Origin of the sequence: Streptomyces lienomycini (genome assembly GCF_027947595.1) — a bacterium.
Taxonomy (GTDB): Bacteria; Actinomycetota; Actinomycetes; order Streptomycetales; family Streptomycetaceae; genus Streptomyces; species Streptomyces lienomycini.
In genome coordinates, this window is the sequence record NZ_CP116257.1 from 3,651,516 (window position 1) to 3,672,242 (window position 20,727).

The 20,727-nt window shown below is 71.6% G+C and carries 9 protein-coding genes and 3 pseudogenes; 5 read left to right on the forward strand and 7 right to left on the reverse strand.

Annotated elements, in window-relative coordinates:
* Nucleotides 1-12 precede the first annotated feature (12 nt).
* Entirely contained in the window at nucleotides 13-1,098 is a 1,086-nt protein-coding gene (locus tag BJ961_RS16525) for a P1 family peptidase (protein WP_271413596.1), read from the reverse strand.
* Nucleotides 1,099-1,277: 179 nt separating this feature from the next.
* On the opposite strand from BJ961_RS16525, the gene BJ961_RS16530 reads away from it, so the two are divergent.
* A complete protein-coding gene (locus BJ961_RS16530; protein ID WP_271413597.1) occupies nucleotides 1,278-2,249 on the forward strand; it encodes a pirin family protein in 972 nt (323 codons plus the stop codon).
* 179 nt (nucleotides 2,250-2,428) lie between these two features.
* The gene (locus BJ961_RS16535; protein ID WP_271413598.1) at nucleotides 2,429-4,750 is read left to right on the forward strand and encodes an excinuclease ABC subunit UvrA; all 2,322 of its coding nucleotides are present in this window, start codon (nucleotides 2,429-2,431) and stop codon (nucleotides 4,748-4,750) included.
* 27 nt (nucleotides 4,751-4,777) lie between these two features.
* Here the strand turns inward: BJ961_RS16535 and BJ961_RS16540 are convergent, their stop codons facing one another.
* On the reverse strand, nucleotides 4,778-5,524 hold the full coding sequence (locus BJ961_RS16540; RefSeq protein WP_271413599.1) for a thioesterase II family protein: 747 nt from the start codon (nucleotides 5,522-5,524) through the stop codon (nucleotides 4,778-4,780).
* A 285-nt stretch (nucleotides 5,525-5,809) separates the two neighbouring features.
* Here BJ961_RS16540 and BJ961_RS16545 point away from each other — a divergent pair, with 285 nt between their 5' ends.
* From BJ961_RS16545 to BJ961_RS16555, 3 genes are all read left to right on the forward strand, one after another.
* Nucleotides 5,810-6,505 carry a DUF6875 domain-containing protein gene (locus BJ961_RS16545; protein ID WP_271413600.1) on the forward strand — a complete coding sequence of 232 codons (696 nt, stop codon included), beginning with the start codon at nucleotides 5,810-5,812 and terminating at the stop codon, nucleotides 6,503-6,505.
* The gene (locus BJ961_RS16550) at nucleotides 6,502-7,365 is read left to right on the forward strand and encodes a tryptophan 2,3-dioxygenase (RefSeq protein WP_271413601.1); all 864 of its coding nucleotides are present in this window, start codon (nucleotides 6,502-6,504) and stop codon (nucleotides 7,363-7,365) included. The genes BJ961_RS16545 and BJ961_RS16550 overlap by 4 nt, the downstream gene beginning before the upstream one ends.
* 90 nt (nucleotides 7,366-7,455) lie before the next feature.
* The gene (locus BJ961_RS16555; RefSeq protein ID WP_271413602.1) at nucleotides 7,456-8,511 is read left to right on the forward strand and encodes a methyltransferase; all 1,056 of its coding nucleotides are present in this window, start codon (nucleotides 7,456-7,458) and stop codon (nucleotides 8,509-8,511) included.
* A 66-nt stretch (nucleotides 8,512-8,577) separates the two neighbouring features.
* Here the strand turns inward: BJ961_RS16555 and BJ961_RS16560 are convergent, their stop codons facing one another.
* The 5 genes and pseudogenes from BJ961_RS16560 to BJ961_RS36130 form a co-directional block, all read right to left on the reverse strand.
* Complete coding sequence (locus tag BJ961_RS16560; protein WP_271413603.1) at nucleotides 8,578-9,213, reverse strand: LmbU family transcriptional regulator; 636 nt, start codon at nucleotides 9,211-9,213, stop codon at nucleotides 8,578-8,580.
* A gap of 563 nt (nucleotides 9,214-9,776) precedes the next feature.
* Nucleotides 9,777-10,667, reverse strand: coding sequence for a siderophore-interacting protein (locus tag BJ961_RS16565; RefSeq protein WP_271413604.1), 891 nt, complete (start codon nucleotides 10,665-10,667; stop codon nucleotides 9,777-9,779).
* A 133-nt stretch (nucleotides 10,668-10,800) separates the two neighbouring features.
* Nucleotides 10,801-20,034, reverse strand: a pseudogene (locus tag BJ961_RS16570) (amino acid adenylation domain-containing protein); the annotation flags it as partial.
* A 109-nt stretch (nucleotides 20,035-20,143) separates the two neighbouring features.
* Nucleotides 20,144-20,341: pseudogene (locus BJ961_RS36125) on the reverse strand (condensation domain-containing protein); the annotation flags it as partial.
* 82 nt (nucleotides 20,342-20,423) lie between these two features.
* Nucleotides 20,424-20,603: pseudogene (locus tag BJ961_RS36130) on the reverse strand (phosphopantetheine-binding protein); the annotation flags it as partial.
* Nucleotides 20,604-20,727 lie beyond the last annotated feature (124 nt).

Below are 20,727 nucleotides of genomic sequence, written 5' to 3' on the forward strand. Positions count from 1 at the left end.
CCGCCCGTTCGCTCAGCGGTCGCCGAACCCCGGGGCCGCGGGGCGGGCCAAGGCGGCGACCAGGGCGTCCGCGGGCAGGGCGGGCACCGTACGGCCGCCGACACCGGTCGTCGTGGTCGCCGCGAGCAGGGAGTTGAGCACCGCTTCCTCGACGCCGTCCAGGACGGCCTCGAACAGCGGACTCAGCTCGGCGTCCGCCACCGGGCGACCGGCATCGGGCCGGGTGCCGAAGGCGACCGCGTAGTCGCCGCTGCCGTGGCTGTACGCCGCACCCGTGCGGGCCAGCGCGAACACCGCGCGCCGAGCCACCCGGGTGAGCTGCCGGGCGTCGAGCGGCGCGTCCGTGGCCATCACGATCACGCAGGACCCGGCGTCCGCCCCGGCGCCCGGACCACCGGCCCCTGCGCCCAGGGACCGCGGGGTCAGGGTCCGGCCGAGCACCCGCAGCGTGCCGCCGAAGTTCGCCTGCACCAGGGCGCCCACCGTGAAGCGCCGGTCGCCCAGGTCCCAGACGCGTGAGGCGGTGCCGACACCGGCCTTGAAACCGAGCGCGACGGTGCCGGTCCCCGCACCGACGCATCCCTCGGCCACCGGCCCGCCCGAGGCCGCGTCGAGGGCGGCCCGCACGTGCTCCTCGTGGACCGGCCGGGCCCGGATGTCGGACAGGAAACCGTCGTTGCACTCGCCCACCACGGGGTTGAGGCTCCGCACCTCCTCGCATCCCGGCCGCTCGAGCACCCAGCCGACGAGGGCGTCGGCGACCCGGAACGCCGACAGGGTGGAGGTGAGCAGCACAGGGGTCTCCAGCGTGCCGAGTTCGGCGAGCTGAGTGGTCCCGACGAGCTTGCCGTAGCCGTTGCCGGTGAACACCCCGGCCGGCAGGGGAGTGCGAGGACCGACGAGGTCGGGCACGACGGCGGTGACCCCGCTGTGCACGTCGGGCGGCCGGCGGACCGTGGTGTGCCCGACGCGGACGCCCGGCACGTCCGTGATCGCGTCGAGAGGCCCGGTCGCGCCGGATCCGACGACGATCCCCAGGTCACGCGCCCGGCCGCGGGAGGCGCCGGGCGGGGAGTACGGATGAGGCAGTGGTTCCATGCGCCCCGACGCTACGCCTGTCACCCGGACCCGCCGGCGGCCACTCGTTCCCACGCCCGCCGGGACGGTGCCGTTCGGCGCGGCCCCGGGCCTGCTCCTGCGGCCGCGTCCTATCATCGACCCTAGAAGTTGAAAGTGGGACTTCATGGTGAGTGGAGTGGCAGCGAGAGGACGAAGCGGTGAGCAACACGGAAGCGCACCCCGCCGAACTGAGGTGCGGAGCCCTGGAGAACGGCGTGCCCGCCGCCGACGTGGAGATCCTGACCGCGCGGGACGTCCCGCTCGGCGGTCCGCGCGCGATGACGGTGCGCCGTACCCTGCCGCAGCGGGCCCGGACCCTGATCGGAGCCTGGTGCTTCGCCGACCACTACGGCCCCGACGAGGTCTCCGGGTCGGGAGGCATGAACGTCGCCCCGCATCCGCACACCGGTCTGCAGACGGTCAGCTGGCTGTTCAGCGGGCTGATCGAGCACCGGGACAGTCTGGGCAGCCACGCGCTCGTCAGGCCGGGCGAAGTGAACCTCATGACGGGCGGCCGAGGCATCAGCCACTCCGAGGTGTCCACACCGGACACGACGGTCCTGCACGGCGTCCAGCTCTGGGTGGCGCTGCCCGAGGAGCACCGCGACACCGCCCCGGACTTCCGGCACCACGTGCCCGTCCCGGTGGAACTGGACGGCGCCGAGGTGCGCGTCTTCCTCGGCTCGCTCGCCGGTGACACCTCCCCGGTCGGCACCTTCACGCCCCTGCTGGGCGCCGAGGTGACCCTGGCCGCGGGGGCCGCCGTAACCCTCGACGTCGACCCCGGCTTCGAGCACGGCGTCCTCGTCGACAGCGGCGACGTCCGCGTCGACGACACGGCCGTACGGCCCGCCGAACTGGCGTACACCGCGCCCGGCCGGCGCACCCTCACCCTGCGCAACGAGGCGCCCGGAGCCGCCCGGCTGCTCCTGCTCGGCGGTCCGCCCTTCACGGAGGAGATCGTCATGTGGTGGAACTTCGTCGGCCGGTCGCACGAGGACGTCGCACGCGCCCGCGAGGACTGGACGACGGGGACCCGTTTCGGCGAGGTGCACGGATACGACGGTGCGCCGCTGCCCGCGCCGGAGCTGCCGAACCTGCCTCTGAAGCCGCGAGGAAGGGCGCGCTGACCCGCTGTCCGCGCACTCGGGCACGGATCGCCCGGCCTCTTGGCCCCGGGCCGCCGCCCATGCCCCGTCGCCCCGCGCGTCTTGCGGGCCGAACCGCTCCCTCCAGCAAGCTGGTTAGATCGGGTCGGGCAATGCCGACTGGGACCGCGCAGGCGTTCCGCGTCACAGAGGGAGACACCATGAGCATGGCCACGAGGACGGACGCACACTCACGTGCCCCGCACGTCGCCGACACCCACGACCTGATCCGCGTGCAGGGGGCGCGGGTGAACAACCTCAAGGACGTCAGCGTCGACCTCCCCAAACGCCGGCTGACGGTGCTCACCGGTGTCTCCGGCTCGGGCAAGAGCTCGCTGGTGTTCGACACGATCGCCGCGGAGTCCCAGCGGATGATCAACGAGACGTACAGCGCGTTCGTGCAGACGTTCATGCCGGCGCTGGCGCGGCCCGAGGTCGATCTGCTGGACGGACTGACCACGGCGATCATCGTCGACCAGGAACGGATGGGGGCCAACTCGCGCTCCACGGTGGGCACCGCCACCGACGCCAACGCGATGCTGCGCATCGTCTTCAGCCGCCTCGGCGTACCGAGCGCCGGGCCCTCGTTCCACTACAGCTTCAACCAGCCCACCGGAGCCTGCCCGCGCTGCGAGGGCACCGGCAGCGTCGTCGACATCGACCTGACCCAGCTCTTCGACGACACCAAGTCGCTGAACGAGGGCGCGCTCACCGTCCCCGGCTACAAGGCGGGCAGCTGGCCCGTGCGGGTCTTCGCCGGGTCGGGCTTCTTCGACCCGGACAAGCCGGTGCGCGAGTTCACCGGGGCCGAACGGGACGACTTCCTGCGCCGCGAGCCGACCAAGGTGAAGATCGACGGCATCAACGTCACCTACGAGGGCCTGATCCCCAAGGTGCAGAAGTCGATCCTGTCCAAGGACAAGGACGGCCTCCAGCCGCACGTACGGGCGTTCGTCGAGCGGGCGGTGACCTTCACGACCTGCCCGGAGTGCGAGGGAACCCGGCTGGGCGAAGCGGCCCGCGCGTCGAAGATCGGCGGCATCAGCATCGCCGACGCCTGCGCCATGCAGATCAGCGACCTCGCCGACTGGGTGCGCGGACTCGACGAGCCCACGGCCGCGCCCCTGCTGGCCACCCTGCGGCGGACGCTCGACTCCTTCGTGGAGATCGGCCTCGGCTACCTCTCGCTCGACCGCCCCTCGGGCACGCTGTCCGGCGGCGAGGCCCAGCGCACCAAGATGATCCGCCACCTCGGCTCCTCGCTCACCGACGTCACCTACGTCTTCGACGAGCCGACCGCGGGCCTGCACCCGCACGACATCCAGCGGATGAACGAGCTGCTGCTGCGGCTGCGGGACAAGGGCAACACGGTGCTCGTCGTGGAGCACAAGCCGGAGGCGATCGAGATCGCCGACCACGTGGTCGACCTCGGCCCCGGCGCGGGTACGGCGGGCGGCACCGTCTGCTTCGAGGGCACCGTCGAGGGGCTGCGCGCCAGCTCCACCCTGACCGGCCGTCACCTCGACGACCGGGTGAAGCTCAAGGAGACGGTGCGCAGGCCGACCGGGGTACTGGAGATCCGCGGTGCCCGGGCGCACAACCTGCGCGACGTCGACGCCGACATTCCGCTCGGCGTACTGACGGTCGTCACCGGTGTCGCCGGGTCCGGGAAGAGCTCGCTGATGCACGGGTCGATCCCGGCCGGAGCGGGCGTGGTCTCCGTCGACCAGTCGCCCATCCGGGGTTCGCGGCGCAGCAACCCGGCGACCTACACGGGGCTGCTCGATCCGATCCGCAAGGCGTTCGCCAAGGCCAACGGCGTCAAGCCGGCCCTGTTCAGTGCCAACTCCGAGGGTGCCTGCACGGCCTGCAAGGGCGTCGGCGTCGTCTACACCGACCTGGCGATGATGGCGGGCGTCGCCACCACCTGCGAACAGTGCGGGGGCAAGCGGTTCCAGGCATCCGTGCTGGAACACCGCCTCGGCGGCCGGGACATCAGCGAGGTGCTGGCGATGCCGGTGTCGCAGGCTCTGGAGTTCTTCTCCGCCGGCCAGGCACGCACCCCGGCCGCCCACCGCGTCCTCGGCCGGCTCGCCGACGTGGGCCTCGGCTATCTCAGCCTGGGCCAGCCGCTCACCACGCTCTCCGGCGGGGAACGCCAGCGACTGAAGCTGGCCGTCCACATGGGCGACGCGAGCGGCGACCGGTCCGTCTTCGTCCTGGACGAGCCGACGACCGGTCTGCACCTCGCCGACGTCGAGCACCTGCTCGGCCTGCTCGACCGGCTGGTGGACTCGGGGAAATCGGTCATCGTCATCGAGCACCACCAGGCCGTCATGGCGCACGCCGACTGGATCGTCGACCTCGGCCCCGGCGCCGGCCACGACGGTGGCCGGATCGTCTTCGAAGGCACCCCCGCCGACCTCGTCGCCGACCGCTCCACCCTCACCGGCAAGCACCTCGCGGCCTACGTCGGCGCCTGACGCGGAGCCGGCCCGGCTCGCACGGCGTCAGGGGCGCGGTGCGAGCCGCCCGCGCAGGACGGCACACACCCGCTCGCGCTGGGACTCGAGATAGAAGTGGTCGCCGGGCAGCTCGTGGAAGGAGAAGTCGCCTTCGGCGAGACGCGCCCACTCGGCCGCCTCGTGCGGCTTGACGTACGGGTCCTCGCTCCCCGTGAGGACGACCAGGGGACAGTTCAGCGGAGTGTCGGCCTCGCGCCGGTAGGTCTCGATGGCCCGGTAGTCGGCCCGGATGGTGGGCAGCAGGACGTCCAGCAGCTCGGGGTCGGCGAGGATCGCCGGGTCCGTCGCGCCGAGCCGCAGCAGTTCGGCGACCAGCCTGTCGTCCGGCAGCGCGTGGATGCCGTTGTCACGGTTCGCCGAGGGGACGTTCTGCCCGGAGACGAACAGGGCCCGCAACGAGTGCCCGCGCTCCCGCAGCCGGAGCGTCACCTCGTAGGCCAGGGCGGCCCCCATGCTGTGGCCGAAGAAGGACGTCGGCCGGTCCAGGATCGGCACCACCGCGTCGGCTATGCCGTCGGCGAGTTCCGCGACGCTGTCCACCAGCCGTTCCTGGAAGCGGTCTTGTCGACCCGGGTACTGGACGGCGAGGATGTCGGCCTCGGCAGCGAGAGCGGTCGCCATGGGCCGGAAGAAGGCCGCGGTCCCGCCGGCGTGCGGGAAGCACAGCAGTTGCACGGGCGCGGCCGGCGCGTGCCGGAAGCCGCGGATCCAGGGGTTGACCGGGAAGAGCACGGGTCCTCCGAGGTGATGTGACGCGGTGTGACGCTGTGACGCGGTGCTGTGCGAGGCAGGGCGGGCGGCACCTTCATTCCATCACGTACGGCCGTGCCCGTCGGCTCGTTTCGTCCCGCCGGCGGGACACGAATAGCATTCCGGAAACCGGTCCGGGAGCCCGTTCCTTGATGCGCCTTTATGGCTGCCGATATGGTTTCACAGGCCAATAATTCCGGGCGGGAAGAGTGCCCGAACAATACCTGCACCCTTTTTCCGTGATGCCGTCGGAGGGGATCGACAGCAATGTCAATCGATGCGTTGGCGATCGACGTCGAGAAGGCCCTCGACAGCGTCGACGAATGGCTGAATTCCTATGTCACCCAACCGCACGAGCAGCTCGGCCGCTCCGGCGCGGTGTGCCCGTTCGTGGCACCCGCCCGACGGGCCGGCGCGGTCGAGACGGTGGTGCGGCTGCTGGGGCCCGCGGCCGGCCTCCCACTGATCAAAGAGGTCATCCGGTGCGGTCTCGAGGAGTTCGAACGGTTTGAGTGGAGGACCCCCAACCCGTCGCTGCGCGCACTGATCATCGCGCTTCCCGACCTGCCGCCCGAAGCCCTCGGACTGCTCGACGAGGCACATGCGCAGGTCAAGACCGACAGCGTCGAACGCGGCCTGATGATCGGCCAGTTCCACCCCGCGTGCGAGGAACCCGCGGTCCGCAACCCCGCGTTCCGGGTGAGCCGGTCACCCGTCCCCCTGGTGGCGGTGCGGGCGATGGCCGTGCACGACATCCTCTTCCTCGGTGAACGCGCGGACTGGTTCGCCCAGTACCACCGCCGCTTCGGCGAGCGGTACCGCTCCGAGTCCAACGGGATCGGCCCGCTGCTGACCACGCTCTACCACAAGGCGCTGGCCCTGCACGGCCCCGGGGGCGGCCCGGGAGCGGCCGACGTGGTCGTCCCCACCGCGCCCCCGTCGCCCGGGAAGGGGACCGAGTGACCGCCGCCCGCTCGCCCGACGGCCCGCCCGAAGCGCCGGAGCCGCGGTGTCCCTACGGAGGGGGCACCGGCACACCGCCCCCGACGGCGTACGCCGGGTACGCGGAGATGGACGCCCTCCTCGCGCTCCAGCACCCCCGGACCTCAGCGGCCACCGAACCGGGTTTCATCATTATGAGCCAGGTCATGGAGTTGCTCTTCGAACTCCTCCGTACCGAATTCACCGCGGCTCGGAACCGACTGTCCGAGGATGCCGTGGACGAGGCGCTGTGGACTTTGCGCCGGGCCGTCCGGGTGCAGCAGGTCGCGCTCTCGTCGTGGGACTTCTTCAGTGCCATGACTCCGATGGAATTCGCCGAGTTCCGTGACTCCCTGGGCGCGGCGTCCGGTTTTCAGTCTGCTTCCTACCGCCGCCTCGAATTCCTCCTCGGCAACAAGAACCCGCAGATGGTCCAACCGCACCTCAACGCGTCGAGCCACGAGGTGGTGGTGCGGCAGTTGCACGAGCCGAGTCTGTACGACGCCGTGCTGCTCCTGCTGCGGCGGCGCGGTCTGCCCGTGGCGGACACCGTCCTCTCACGCCCCGTGGATGCCTCGTACGAGCCCGACGCCAGTGTGGAGCAGGCCTGGCGCGAGGTGTACGAGAAGAGAGCCGCGCACCACTCGCTGTTCCTGCTGGGCGAGGCGCTGACCGACGTGGCCGAGTCCTTCGCGCGCTGGCGCTACACCCATCTGACGGTGGTCCAGCGTGTGCTCGGCGGCAAGCCCGGCACGGGCGGCACCGACGGGGTGGCATGGCTGGAGCGCATCAGCGGCCACCGGTTCTTCCCGGAGTTGTGGTCCGCGCGATCGTGCCTGTGAGCAGGGGGCCGGTCCGCCCGCCGGGTCGCCTCCGGGGTCGCCTGCGGATCTCTCCTCCCTTTCACCCCGTCCTCTTCGAAAACTCACCCCATGAGGGAGCGCATCATGTCCAAGGCCGGCCCCGTCGACCATGACGCTCTGACCCGGATCCTCTTCGGCGCCTCCGCCTTCCGCCTGCTCCAAGCGGGCTGCGAGCTGGGCCTGTTCGCCCGGCTGCACGACGAGGGGCCGCTGACCGCCCAGCAGGTCGCCGTCGGGACGAAGCTGCAGCCGAGGGCGGTGCAGACCCTCCTGCTGGGCACGACCTCGCTCGGTCTGACCGTGCGCAGCAGGGGGCGCTACAGCAACGCCGAGCTGATCGGGGAGATGATCGGCGACGGCACCTGGAGCATCGTCGAGGACATCGTCCGGTTCGAGGACCGCATCACCCTCCCGGCCTCCGCCGACCTGGTCGAGTCGCTGCGGCAGAACACGAACGTCGGACTGCGGAGCATCCCGGGGGAGGGCGACGACCTCTACCACCGGCTCGCCGCGCAGCCCGAGTTGGAGGCCCTGTTCTACCAGTGCATGCGTTCGTGGTCACGCCTTTCCAACCCGGTCCTCGTGGACCGTGCCGAGCTGGCCGGGGTGTCCCGGGTGCTCGACGTCGGAGGCGGCGACGGAGTCAACGCGATAGCGCTGGCCGAGGTGAACCCGGGAACCTCCTTCACCGTCGTGGACATGCCCGGAGCCCTCGACATCGCCGGTCGCAGGATCACCGAGCGGGGCCTGGCCGACCGGATCTCCGTGAAGCCGGGCGACATCTTCGCCGACGACTTCCCGGACGGCCACGACTGCGTGCTGTTCGCCAACCAGTTGGTCATCTGGTCGCCCGAGGAGAACGCGGCGCTGCTGAAGAAGGCGTACGACTGCCTGCCCTCCGGGGGACAGGTGCTGATCTTCAACGCGTTCTCCGACGACAGCGGGGACGGACCGCTGTACGCCGCGCTGGACAACGTCTACTTCGCCACGTTGCCGGCGGCGAACAGCACGCTCTACCACTGGGGGCAGTACGAGGAGTGGCTGCGGGACGTCGGCTTCCAGCGTGTCGAACGGCTTCCCGGCAGGACGTGGACGCCGCACGGTGTGCTGCGGGCGTGGAAGTAGCCGCACCGCTGTCGGGCGGGGCGGGCGGTGAGCCGCCCACCCCTCGTCCCACGCGGTGCCCGGCCGCTAGGGCTGGCCGGGCAGCTTGGCCAACGCCGCCTCGTCGAGTGCGCGCAGGACCCACTGCTCGAACTTGTCGCCGGACAGTTCCGCGGCCTTGCGCCACCGCTGGACGCGTTCGGCGGGGACGCTGAACTTCGGCAGGGAGTCCTTCGGCGGTTCCTCCTTGCCGCCGCGCTGGCGGTGCGAGCGTATGTTCCGGCGCAGTTCGTTGCGCGACCAGTTGAACTCGTCCGCCAGGTCCAGCCACTTGTCCTGCTCGCAGGGCGGCAGGGAGCTGACCTCGGCGTGGTGCTGGAAGCTCAGCGTCTCGCGCCTACGGCTCAGCTCGAACTTGCGGGCGACCCAGGCGTAGTTGCGCAGCGTCTGGTAGTCGAGTCCGCAGGCCTCGATCGCGCGCAGGTAGCGGTCGGTGAACTCCTCCTGGCCGTAGACCAGCCAGTCGCCGAGGCACCAGGACGAGGAGTCGACGATGCGTGAGATCTGCGACCCGGCGTGTTGCCATCGTTCGAACGTGAGGGCGGCTGGGATACGGAGCCCGACTCGCGTCGTGAGGATGTCCTTCCCGTTCCGCCCCGTACCGGTCCCGTCCCTCCGAAGGGGCGCGCTGGTGCGTGAGCGGCCCAGCTGAGCGCGGTCCACGGAGTGTTGCATACGAACCTCTCTTCCGGCGTTGTTCTTGCCTCTGGTGGTGCAGAAGCCGCGTGGTTGAGGTGATTCAGGCAAGGGCGTGGTCAGGGCGCCTGGGATGGGGCGGCGTACTGACCACGGCCGAACGTCGGAACGATCGGGCGCTGTAACCGCGCTCCGAAGCGGTCCGAGGTTCTTTCGGGGATGACAGCTGCATGCCGGGCGTGTGTAAGGGGATCGACGCCCGTCGCTGGGAAATGTGCGCCTAACGGTCGGCGGATCTCGGGTGAGTCAGGTCGCCTGCGGTGAAGTACGCCAAAGGAAACACCCCCGTCGAGCTATTGGCGAGACAACGATGGGAACCTGAGCCGGACACCCGAGTGTGGTGCCAACTGGCTAAGTCTTCCGCCCGTTACCAAATCGCTGCGTGCTTGATCCGAGCGTATCAACGGTATTCGATCAATTGCACGCGCGGTGGTGGATTGGCCGAAATCTGTTCCGTGCCCCGGAACCCGCCCGGGGCGGGGGAGGCCGGGAGCGCCGGCGGGCGGCGCTCCCGGCCGGGAGCGTGAGGGTCAGGAAACGCGGCCCTCGGCCTCGGCCTGGGCCTCGGCCAGCCGTTCCTGTGCCTCGGCGAGGTCCTCCGCGGTGGGGGCGTCGTCCTGGGTGAGTTTGAGACGCCAGTAGCCCGAGAAGTCGATCCTGCTCTTGGGCATGCCGCGGGCCACCAGCTGCCTCCTGAGGCGCCGCACGATGCCTGCCTCCCCGGCGATCCAGGCGAAGCCGCCGCCCTCGGGCAGATCCGCGGCCTGCACCGCGTCGGCCAGCGCGTCGCTGTGCCCCGGCTCGTCCGCGCCCCGGTGGAGCCACGTCGTGCTCAGCCGCCCCTCGGTGCGGAACGGCTGTTCGTCGGCGCCGTCGCGGACCTCGACGAAGGCGAGGGCCCGCTTGCCCGGCGGCAGGGCCTCGATGATCGTCGCCATGCCGGGGACGGCGGCGTCGTCCCCGGCCAGCAGCACCCAGTCCGCCTCCTCGACGGACGCGGACAAGGGCTTGGGCCGCGCGAAGTAGTCGGTCGGCCCGAAGACCGCCAGGCAGTCGCCCTTCTCGGCGTTCATCGCCCAGCGGGTGGCGGGACCGGCGTGCCGGTGCAGCACGAAGTCGAAGCTGACGGAGTCGGAGGCCGGGTCGTGGGCGCGGATGGTGTAGCTGCGCATCCACGGGCGCTCGTCCTCGGGCAGGGCGCTGTACGCCTGGTACCAGGCCGTCAGATCGGTCGACCCGTCGGCTTCCGGCAGCAGCGGACGTGACTGTCCGGGGCGCGGGAAGTAGAGCTTGACCTGCTGATCGGCTTCCTTGAGGGAAAAGCCGCGCAGGTCGTCGCCGGTGAGAGTGATACGTGTCATGTGAGGGGTGAGCTGCTGTGTGTGGCTGACACGCAGGAACCAGATCGGCAAGCTGTTCATGTAATCCTTCGCGCGATCGGGGCGGGAGGGGGAACGGCGTTGCTTCGCGAGCATACCGCCAGGCCGACCGTGTGCCGGAGCCTATCGAGAACAATACTTTACGCCATAAGGAGACGATACGGGGCGACGCCGATCAGTGCCGATCGTCGTCGTGGGCCGCCAGCCTCTCAGCGATCAGCCCGCCGATCGCGGCCAGTGAGGCGTCCCGGTTCAGCAGGGTGCCGTGGTCTCCCGGCAGCGCGTGCCGCTCGATACGGCCCCGCACGAAGGCGGTCCAGGCCCGGTGGGTCACCTCCGGGTCCTGCTGGTCGGTGGCCGTCAGGAGGAGGAGGTCACCTGTGAGGGGCTCGGGGACGTAGTCGACCAGCAGATGCGTGTTGTTGGCCGAGATCTCCATGACGGCCCGCAACTGCTCCTTCTTCAGGGTGGCCAACGCACTGCCCCGTCGGCGCAGGATCTCCGTGGTCCGCTCGAAGGTCAGCCGCTCCCCGTCGTCGCCGAGGTCGGACGCCGCGTCGACGAGGCCGACGAGATAGGAGAGGTGCTCGTGCCACTCCGCCTCGTCCAGCGGGGGCACGTCGTCGTGGGTGAGCCCCTTCCAGCCGGGGCACGCGTCGATCACGGCGAGCACCCCCACCGCCTCTCCGCGGCGCCGCAGCTCGACGGCCACCGCGTAGGCGGCCAGCCCGCCGAACGACCAACCGAGGAGATGGTAGGGGCCGCTGGGCTGCACCCGCTGGATCTCGTCCGCGTAGTCGGCCGCCATCTCCTCCATGGTGTCCGGCCGGGGCTCCGGCGCCCCCAGGCCCCGGGCCTGGATGCCGTACACCGGCCGGTCGGCCTCGAGATGCCTCAGCAGACCGGCGTACGACCAGCCGATGCCCCCGCCCGGGTGCACGCAGAACAGCGCCTCGCGCCCGCCGTTCGGGCGCAGCGGCAGCATCACGTCGAAACCGTCGCCCGCGTCACCGGACCGCAGGCGCCGGGTCATGCCCGCCGGGGTCGGCGTCTCGAACAGGGCGCGCAGGCCCAGTTCCACGCCGAACACCGCACGGATGCCGGCCTTGAGCCGTGCCGCCAGCAGGGAGTGCCCGCCCAACCGGAAGAAGTCGTCGTCGACATGGACCTGGGGCAGTCCGAGCACGTCCGCGAACAGCTTGCACATCAGCTCCTCCTGCGGCAGCCGGGGAGCACGGGCGTCCACGTCCAGGTCGAGATCGGGCGCGGGCAGCGCCGCCCGGTCCAGCTTGCCGTTGCCCGTCAACGGCAGTTCGCCGAGCGGCACCACGGCGCTCGGGACCATGTACTCGGGCAGGTGACGGCGGGCGTGGTCGAGCACGCTGTCCGCCAGTGCGCCCGCCGCCCGCGCGGTCAGCGGAGCCCGCACCCAACGGGTGAGCGGTGCACCGGCGTCCGGCAGGGTCCGCGGCCGGTACAGGTCCACCACGGGATGCGGAGCGCCCCGCTCGGTGAAGACCACGTCCAGCCGGCCCGGGTCGGCCGACCAGGTCACGTGCGCCGTCAGACCGAACCGGTCGCCCCACTCGTACAGCGCCGCGATCGACGGTCCGTCCGCCGGCACGTCGGTGTCCTGCTCCCGGATCGCCGCTGCCACGGCGGCGTCCTCGGCGAGGCGTGCGTTGGGCACCCCGGTGACGCGCACGGGGCCCCCGGCCCCGCCCGGCGCACGCTCCAACTGGGAGGCGCCCGCCGCGTCGTCCCACGCGAGGACGGGCACGTCGTGCGCCGGGTCGACCGGTGTGCCGCCCTTCTTGAAGACCGTCACGTCGTAGCGGTACCGCGTCAGTTCGTTGTGGAACGTGCCGCGCTTGACCACGACCCGGGCTCCCGCGACGCCGTCGACGTGTTCACCCAGCACCGTGAACAGCTCCGGCGCCACCAGCAGTTCCTTCTCCAGCACCAGGGCGCGCTCGACGGCCCGTCGCAGGCTGGCCCGGTCGTGCCGGTCGTGCACCTTGCGGGCCAGTGCCGCGGTGGTGAGCATGCGGTGCAGATGCGCGTTGCGCACGTCGCCGATGAACAGGGCGCCGCCCGGCGCCAGCAGCCGCAGCGACGTCTCGATCACCCGCATCAGATAGTCGGCGCTCGGGAAGTACTGCACGATCGAGTTGAGCACGACGGTGTCGAAGTACCCCTGCGGCAGATCCCCGGTGTCGTGTGCCGCCAGGTTCCGCAGCCGCACCTTCTCCCGCAGTTCCGCGTCGCCCGACACATGCCCGCGCAGCGTCTCCACCACGGCCGATGAGAAGTCCGTCGCCCAGTACTCCTGCGCTTCGCCGGCCAGCTGCGACAGCAGCAGTCCGGTGCCGGCGCCGATCTCCAGCACCCGGCGGGGCCGCAGCCCCCGGATGCGTGCGACCGTCTCCCGGCGCCACTCGCGCATCTCCTCCAGGGCGATGGGCGTCGAGTCGTAGCTGCTGTTCCAGCCGGAGAAGTCCTCCCCGAAGGCAGCCGTCGGAGCGGCGTACAAAGACTCGTAGATCCCCTGCCACGCGTCGACCTCGGCGTGCTCGGCGCTCTCGTCACGGTGGACGGAGTCGGGGTCGGCGACCACGTAGGCCACCAGCCGCGGGTCCGTCGGCCGGTCCTCCCGGACCAGCACCGCCGTCCGCCCGACAGCGGGGTGGCGCAGCAGGACGCTCTCCACCTCGCCCGGTTCGATGCGGAAGCCGCGCAGCTTGACCTGGTCGTCGCCGCGCCCGACGTAGTCCAGTTCGCCGTCCGCGCTGCGGCGCACCAGGTCCCCGGTCCGGTACATGCGCGTCCCGGGTTCGCCCCACGGGTCGGCCACGAACCGCTGCGTCGTCGGCCCGGGCCGGTCCTGATAGCCCCGGGCGACGCCCGTACCGGCGATGTACAGCTCACCGACGACGCCGGGCGGCACCGGGCGCAGCCCGGAATCGAGCACGTACAGCCTGGTGTTGGCCATCGGCCGTCCGATCGGCACGGATGCGGCGTCCTCGGACAGGGCGGCGACCGGCCGGCTGGCGGCGAAGGTCGTCGTCTCCGTGGGCCCGTACCCGTTGACGACGACCAGACCGGGGCAGGCCGTCAGAACACGCCGCACCGCCTGCGGCGAGACCGCCTCCCCGCCCGTCCAGACCTGCCGTACTCCGTCCAGCACCTCCGGCATGCTCTCCGCGACCAGGGAGAACAGCGAACTGGTCAGCCACAGGCCGGTGACCCGCTGCCGGACGACGGTGTCGGCGAGGGCGTGCAGGTCGAGATCGCCGCCCGGGCCCAGCACGACGGTGCCACCGGTCAGCAGCGGCACCCACAGTTCGTACGTCGACGCGTCGAACGCCGGCGAGGAGTGCAGCAGCACCCGCTGCTGGGCCTCCGTGCGCCAGCGTGGATCGGCCGCCAGCTCGGCCACGTTCCGGTGCGTGACGCCGATGCCCTTGGGGCGTCCCGTGGAACCGGAGGTGTACATGATGTACGCCAGGTCGTCCGGGCACACCCCGGCCCCGAGCCCGGCCACCGCGCCGTCGCCGTCCTCGTCCGGCTCCATGTCCTGCGGACCGGCGGCGCGCACCTCGCCGAGACCGGCTCCGACGAGCAGGACGGAGGTGCCCTCGGGCAGCGACCGGGGGTCCGGGGCCCGGTCGGCGATCAGCACCCGGGCCCCCGTCTCGGCCATCACCGTCCGCGTCCGCGCCGCAGGGTACCTGGGATCGAGCGGCACGTACGCGGCCCCCGACTCGAGCACGCCGAGGACCGCGGCGACCAGACCGGGGGAGTGGGGCATGAGCAGCGCGACCGTGCTCGCCCGGCGCACACCTCGGCGGCCCAGCGCGGCCGCGACGCCGTCGGCGGCGTCGGACAGCGCTCGGTAGGTGTGCTCCCGGTCCCCGTGCACCAGCGCCGGTGCGTCGGGATGTGCGGCGACCCGGGCGGCGAACAGCTCCGGCAGGCTCCTGTCCACCGGAGGCTGGGCGGTGTCGTTGTGCTGCTCCAGCAGCAGGCCCTCGGCGGGGCTGAGGAGATCGGCCGCGTCCGCCGGGCGGTGCGGCGCCGCCACGAGGACCGACAGCAGCCGCGTCCAGCGCTCGAAGAGAGCGGTCACCGTCGAGGCGTCGTACAGGTCGCCCGAGTACTCGACGACACCGGTGATGCCCTCCGCACGGCCCGTGTCGCCGAGCCGCTCCGAGAGGCTGAAGAACAGGTCGAACTTCGACGTCCCCGTACGCCCCGGAGCGATGTCCACGCGCAGTCCGGGCAGCTGGAACGAACCGGCCGGCGCGTTCTGCAGGGCGAGCATCGTCTGGAACAGCGGGTGCCGGCCCAGCGACCGCGGCGGGTTCAGCTTCTCCACCAGGTACTCGAACGGCACGTCCTGATGGGCGTACGCGCTCAGTGCCGTGTCGCGCACCCGGGCGATCAGCTCCTGGAAGCTGGGGCGGCCCGAGGTGTCGGTGCGCAGCACCAGCGTGTTGACGAAGAAGCCCACCAGGTCGTCGAGTTCCTGGTCGGTGCGGCCGGCGATGGGGCTGCCGATCGGGATGTCCGTGCTGCCGCTCAGGCGGGCGAGCAGCGCGGCCAGGCCCGCTTGGAGCACCATGAACACGGTGGCCCCCGCCTCCCGGGCCAGGTCCGTGATCCGCTGGTGCAGTTCCGCGTCGATCGAGACCGGCACGTAGTCGCCGCGGTAGGAGGCCACGTCGGGCCGCGGACGGTCGGTGGGCAGCCGCAGTTCGTCCGGCAGGGCCCTCAACCGACGGACCCAGTAGTCCAGTTGTGTGGCGAAGACGCTGTTCCTGTCTCCCCGGTCGCCCAGCAGGTCGTTCTGCCACAGCGTGTAGTCGATGTACTGGGCCGGCAACGGCGCCCAGGTCGGTGCCTCGCCGCGGCACCGCACCTCGTACGCGCGGGCCAGGTCGCGGGCCAGCGGATTGAGCGACCAGCCGTCCCCGGCGATGTGGTGCACGACGACCAGCAGCACGTGCTCCTCGGCCGACAGCGCGAACAGGTGCACCCGCAGCGGTGGTTCGCCGGACAGGTCGAACCCGCGCCGGGCCGCGGCGTCCAGCCGTGCGGACAGACCGCGGTGGTCGGTGTCGACCACCTCCACCACCGGTGTCGCCTCCGCGGCATCCAGCACCCGCTGTTCCGGCACGCCGTCGCTCTCCGGGAACACCGTGCGCAGGCTCTCGTGCCGCCCCGTGACGTCCGCGAGGGCCGCCCGCAGCGCGACCCGGTCCAGCGCACCGGTCAGGCGCAGCGCGAGCGGGATGTTGTACGTCGCGCTGGGGCCCTCCATCTTGTGGATGAACCACAGCCTGCGCTGGGCGAAGGACAGCGGCACCCGCTCCGGCCGAGGCCGGCGTTCGAGCCGCAACCGGCTCGGCGCCGCGGTGTCGAGGTGTACCGCGACCGCCGCGGGTGTCGGGTTCTCGAACAGCGTCCGCAGGGCCAGCTCCACCCCGAAGGTGGCCCGCACCGAGGCGCTCAGCCGGGTGGCCAGCAGCGAATGCCCGCCCAGCGAGAAGAAGTTGTCGTCGGCGCCGACCCGGGGGACCCCCAGCACCTGCGCGAACAGATCGCACACGATCTGCTCCTGCGGCGTGCGCGGGTCCCGGCCGGTGCCGCCCGTGTCCGGCATCGGCGCCGGCAGCGCGGCGCGGTTCAGCTTGCCGTTGGCGGTCAGCGGCAACGCGCTGACCGGTACGAACGCGTTGGGCACCATGTAGTCCGGCAGGGTCTGCTCGGCGTGCCGGCGCAGTGCCGCGAGCAGCGTGCCGCTGGTGCGCGGAGCCATGGGGTCGCTGGTGAGGCCGGACAGCGAGGCACGCGGGCCGGGTGTCGCCACCGGCGGACAGGTACCGGTGAGCGGGGCGTCGGCACGGGCCAGGACGAAGTCCGCCAGCCGCGGGTCCGCCGACCACGTCGCCGCCGTGCGGTAGCCCAGCTCCGCCCCCAGCTCGTGCAGGTCCGCGAGAGCCACGCCCGGCGCCGGCGCCACCGGCTGCTCGCCGGTGCGGAGCGCCTCGATCAGGGCCAGCTCGCTCGCCACCCGGTCGTTCGGCACCCCGCTCAGCCGCAGCAGCTCGGGCCGGCCGTCGGTGAGCCGGGCGCGCACGGCCGCCAGGTCGCCGAGGCCCTCCCAGGGCACCGCGGGCGCCTCCCGCACGTCGGTCGTCCGGGCGTCCTCGTGGTGCAGGGTCACGTCGTAGCGGTACCGGCTCAGCTCGTTGTCGTAGGAACCGTCCTTGAGCGACACGCCCACCGCGCCGATGCCCGGGATCCGGTCGGCGAGCGCGGTGAAGAAGTCCGGGTCGACGAGGAGTTCCTTCTCCGACATCAGGTCGTGCTCGACCGCTCGACGCAGCGCGGCGAGGTCGAGTGGACCGGACATCCGATGGGCGTGCACGCCCGCCTTCAGCGCACGCAGCAGCCGCACGTTGCGCACGTCGCCGACGAACAGCGTGCCACCGGGCGCCAGCAACCGGGCCGCGTTGGCGAGGACCTCGACGAGGTAGTCGGCGCTGGGGAAGTACTGGACGACCGAGTTCAGCACGATCGTGTCGAAGTGCCCCACGGGCAGCCCACCGAGATCGTGCGCGGCCTGCGTCCGCAGCGTGACCCGCTCGCGCAGGGCCCGGTCCTGCGCCACGTGGCGGCTCAGTTCCCCGATGACGTGCTCGGAGAAGTCCGTGCCCCAGTACTCCGCGCAGTGCGGTGCGACTCCCGAGAGCAACAGGCCCGTGCCCACGCCGAGTTCCAGCACCCGGCGGGGCGCGAGGTCGAGGATCCGCCGCACCGTGCGCGCCCGCCACTCCCGCATCTGGGCGAGCGGGATGGGCTCGTCGGTGTAGCTGCTGTTCCAGCTGGCGAAGTCCTCGCCGAACGGAGCCGGGGCGGCCCCCGCGTACACCGACTCGTACAGCTGCCGCCAGTCCTCCACCTGGTGCTGCTCCACGCCCTGCTCACGCGACTCCCGGGCGGCGCCGGCGACCACGTAGGCGACCAGACGCCGATCGCCCGGACGGTCCTCGCGCACGGTCACGGCCACCTGCCGGACGCCGGGCCGCGAGCCGATGACCCGCTCGATCTCGCCCGGCTCGATCCGGAAGCCCCGCAACTTCACCTGGTCGTCGGCACGCCCCAGGAACTCCAGATCGCCGTCGGGGGTCCGGCGGGCCAGATCGCCCGTGCGGTACATCCGCTCGCCCGGCCCCCCGTGTCGACAGGCCACGAACCGCGTGGCCGTGAGCCCCGGCCGACGCAGATAGCCGAGGGCCAGCCCCGTCCCGGCGAGGTACAGGTCGCCCACCACGCCGGGCGGCACCGGTCGCAGCCGCTCGTCGAGCACGTACGCCCGGGTGTTGTCGATCGGTGTGCCGATCCGCGGCACCCGCTCGCCGGTCTCCCTGCTCGCCGTCGACCAGATCGTCGTCTCGGTCGGCCCGTACAGGTTGAGTACGTCGCCCAGCCCCGCCAGGTCCGAAGCGAGCCGTTCCGGCAGGGCCTCGCCGCCGGTGAGGATGCGCAGCCCCCGCAGCGGTGCGGGGTCGTGCGAGACCAGCGCCTGCCACAGCGACGGCGTCGCCTGCATGACGGTGATGCCCTGCGCGGACACCAGATCCAGCAGCGCCGAGGGCTGCGGCACCGCTTCCCGCGGCGCGAGCACCACCCGCGCACCGCTGATCAACGGCAGGTACAGCTCCAGCGCCGCGATGTCGAAGGAGACCGTGGTGACGGCCAGCAGCCTGTCCTCGGCGGTGAGCGGCACGACGCGGCCCATGGCGTGCAGGAAGTTCACCAAGGCCAGGTGCGGCACGACGACACCCTTGGGCTCGCCCGTGGACCCGGAGGTGTAGATGACGTACGCCGGCTGCTCAGGCGCTGTGGGAACGCGCGGCGGCACGTCCGGCCGGTCCCGCAGGGCGGCCAGGGTCGCCGGGTCGTCCAGCGTGATCCGCGGCAGGCCGTCACCGTCGGGCACCAGCTTGCCGGAGGCCTGCGTGGTGAGCAGTACGGCGGGCCGGGCGTCCCGCAGCATGAAGTCCAGCCGCGACGCCGGGTACTCGGTGTCCAGCGGCAGGTAGGCCGCACCGCTCTTGAGCACCGCCAGCAACGCGACGGGCAGCTCCACCGTCCGCGGCAGCGCCAGAGCCACGACCGTGCCGGGGCCGCCGCCGGACGCCAGGATCTCCGCGGCCAGCCGGTTGGCGCGTGCGTCCAGCTCCCGGTAGGTCAGCGTGGTGCCGTCGGCGACCAGCGCGACCGCCTCGGGCGTGGCGGCCGCCCGCTCCTCCAGCAGCCGGGGCAGCAGTGTCGGACCCACGGGCACCGATGTGTCGTTCCACGAACGCAGCACCAGATCGCGTTCGGTGGCCGTCAGCACGTCGACGTCCGCGATCGGCCGGTTCGGCGCCTGGGCCAGGGCGGTCAGCAGACGCAGCCAGCGGTCGAACACCGTGCGGACGGTCTGCGGTTCGTACAGGTCGCTCGCGTACTCCACCGCGCCGTGGATGCCGTCGGGTTCCCCGTCGTCCGTCTTGCGCTCCACCAGGCTGAAGAACAGGTCGAACTTGGCGGTGCCGGTGCGGGCCTGGGAGACGGTGACCTCCAGGCCGTCGAGGTCGAACGCGGCCGTGGGCGCGTTCTGCAGCGCGAGCATCACCTGGAACAACGGGTGGTGCGCCAGGGAGCGGGCCGGGTTCAGCACCTCGACGAGGTACTCGAAAGGCACGTCCTGGTGGGCGTACGCGTTCAGCGCCGTCTCCCGCACCCGGCCCAGCAACTCCATGAACGTCGGGTTGCCGGAGGTGTCGGTGCGCAGGACCAGGGTGTTGACGAAGAAGCCGATGAGGTCGTCGGTGGCCTGGTCGGTCCGCCCCGCGATCGGACTGCCGATCGGGATGTCCGTGCCGCATCCCATCCGGGTCATCAGGGCCGCGAGCCCCGCCTGGAGCACCATGAAGACCGTGGTGCCGGTGCGCCGTGCCAGCGCGGCGAGACCGCGGTGCAGTTCGGCGTCCAGCTCGACTTCCAGGTAGTCGCCCTGGTACGACGCGGTCGCCGGACGCGGCCGGTCCGCGGGCAGGGTGACTTGCTCGGGCAGGTTCTCCAACGCCGTGCGCCAGTAGGTGATTTGTTGGGTGAGGAGGCTGTGGGTGTGGTGGTGGGTGCCGAGGAGGTTGTTCTGCCAGAGGGTGTAGTCGGCGTATTGGATGGTGAGGGGTTGCCAGGTGGGTGGGGTGTGGTGGGTGCGGTGGGTGTAGGCGTGGGTGAGGTCGGTGGCGAGGGGGCGTAGGGACCAGCCGTCGCCGGCGATGTGGTGGAGGGTGAGGAGGAGGGTGTGGTGGGTGGGGGTGTGGGTGTAGAGGTGGGCGCGGAGGGGGTTTGGGTGTGGAGGTGGAAGGGTTGGCGGGCTTGGTGGGTGAGGTGGTGGGGGAGGTTTTGGGGGTGGTGTGGGTGGTGGGCAGGGGTGGGGTGGCTTGTTGGGGGGTGAGGATGTGTTGGGTGGGGTGGCCGTTGGTTTCGGGGTAGGTGGTGCGGAGGGTTTCGTGGCGGGTGGTGAGGTCGTTGAGGGCTTGGTGGAGTGCGGTGTGGTTGAGGGGTCCGTGGAAGGTGAGGGCGAGGGGGATGTTGTAGGTGGGGGTGGGTCCTTGGAGTTTGTGGAGGAACCAGAGGCGTCGTTGGGCGTGGGAGAGGGGAGGTGTTCGGGTCGGGGTTGGGGGTGAGTGGGGGGCGTGTGGTGGTGTTGGTGTGGGTGGTGAGGTGGGTGGCGAGTTGGGCGGGGGTGGGGTGTTCGAAGAGGGTGCGCAGGGTGGTTTCGGTGTCCAGGGTGGTGCGGATGCGTGCGGTGAGGCGGGTGGCGAGGAGGGAGTGGCCGCCGAGGTCGAAGAAGTTGTCGTCGGGGTGGGTGTGGGGCAGGCCGAGGGTGTGGGCGAAGAGGTCGCAGAGGATGTGTTCCTGGGGGTGCGGGGGTGCGGCCGGTGGTGGTGGTGAGGTCGGGGGTGGGCAGGGCGGTGTGGTCGAGTTTGCCGTTGGGGGTGAGGGGGAGGGCGGTGAGGTGGATGTAGGTGGTGGG

What these genes read in the sequence shown, in the direction of transcription:
- BJ961_RS16525 (WP_271413596.1), bottom strand. Translation starts at nt 1,098, where the DNA reads ATGGAACCACTGCCTCATCCGTACTCCCCGCCCGGCGCCTCCCGCGGC.
- BJ961_RS16535 (WP_271413598.1), top strand. Translation starts at nt 2,429, where the DNA reads ATGAGCATGGCCACGAGGACGGACGCACACTCACGTGCCCCGCACGTC.
- BJ961_RS16545 (WP_271413600.1), top strand. Translation starts at nt 5,810, where the DNA reads ATGTCAATCGATGCGTTGGCGATCGACGTCGAGAAGGCCCTCGACAGC.
- BJ961_RS16555 (WP_271413602.1), top strand. Translation starts at nt 7,456, where the DNA reads ATGAGGGAGCGCATCATGTCCAAGGCCGGCCCCGTCGACCATGACGCT.
- BJ961_RS16565 (WP_271413604.1), bottom strand. Translation starts at nt 10,667, where the DNA reads ATGAACAGCTTGCCGATCTGGTTCCTGCGTGTCAGCCACACACAGCAG.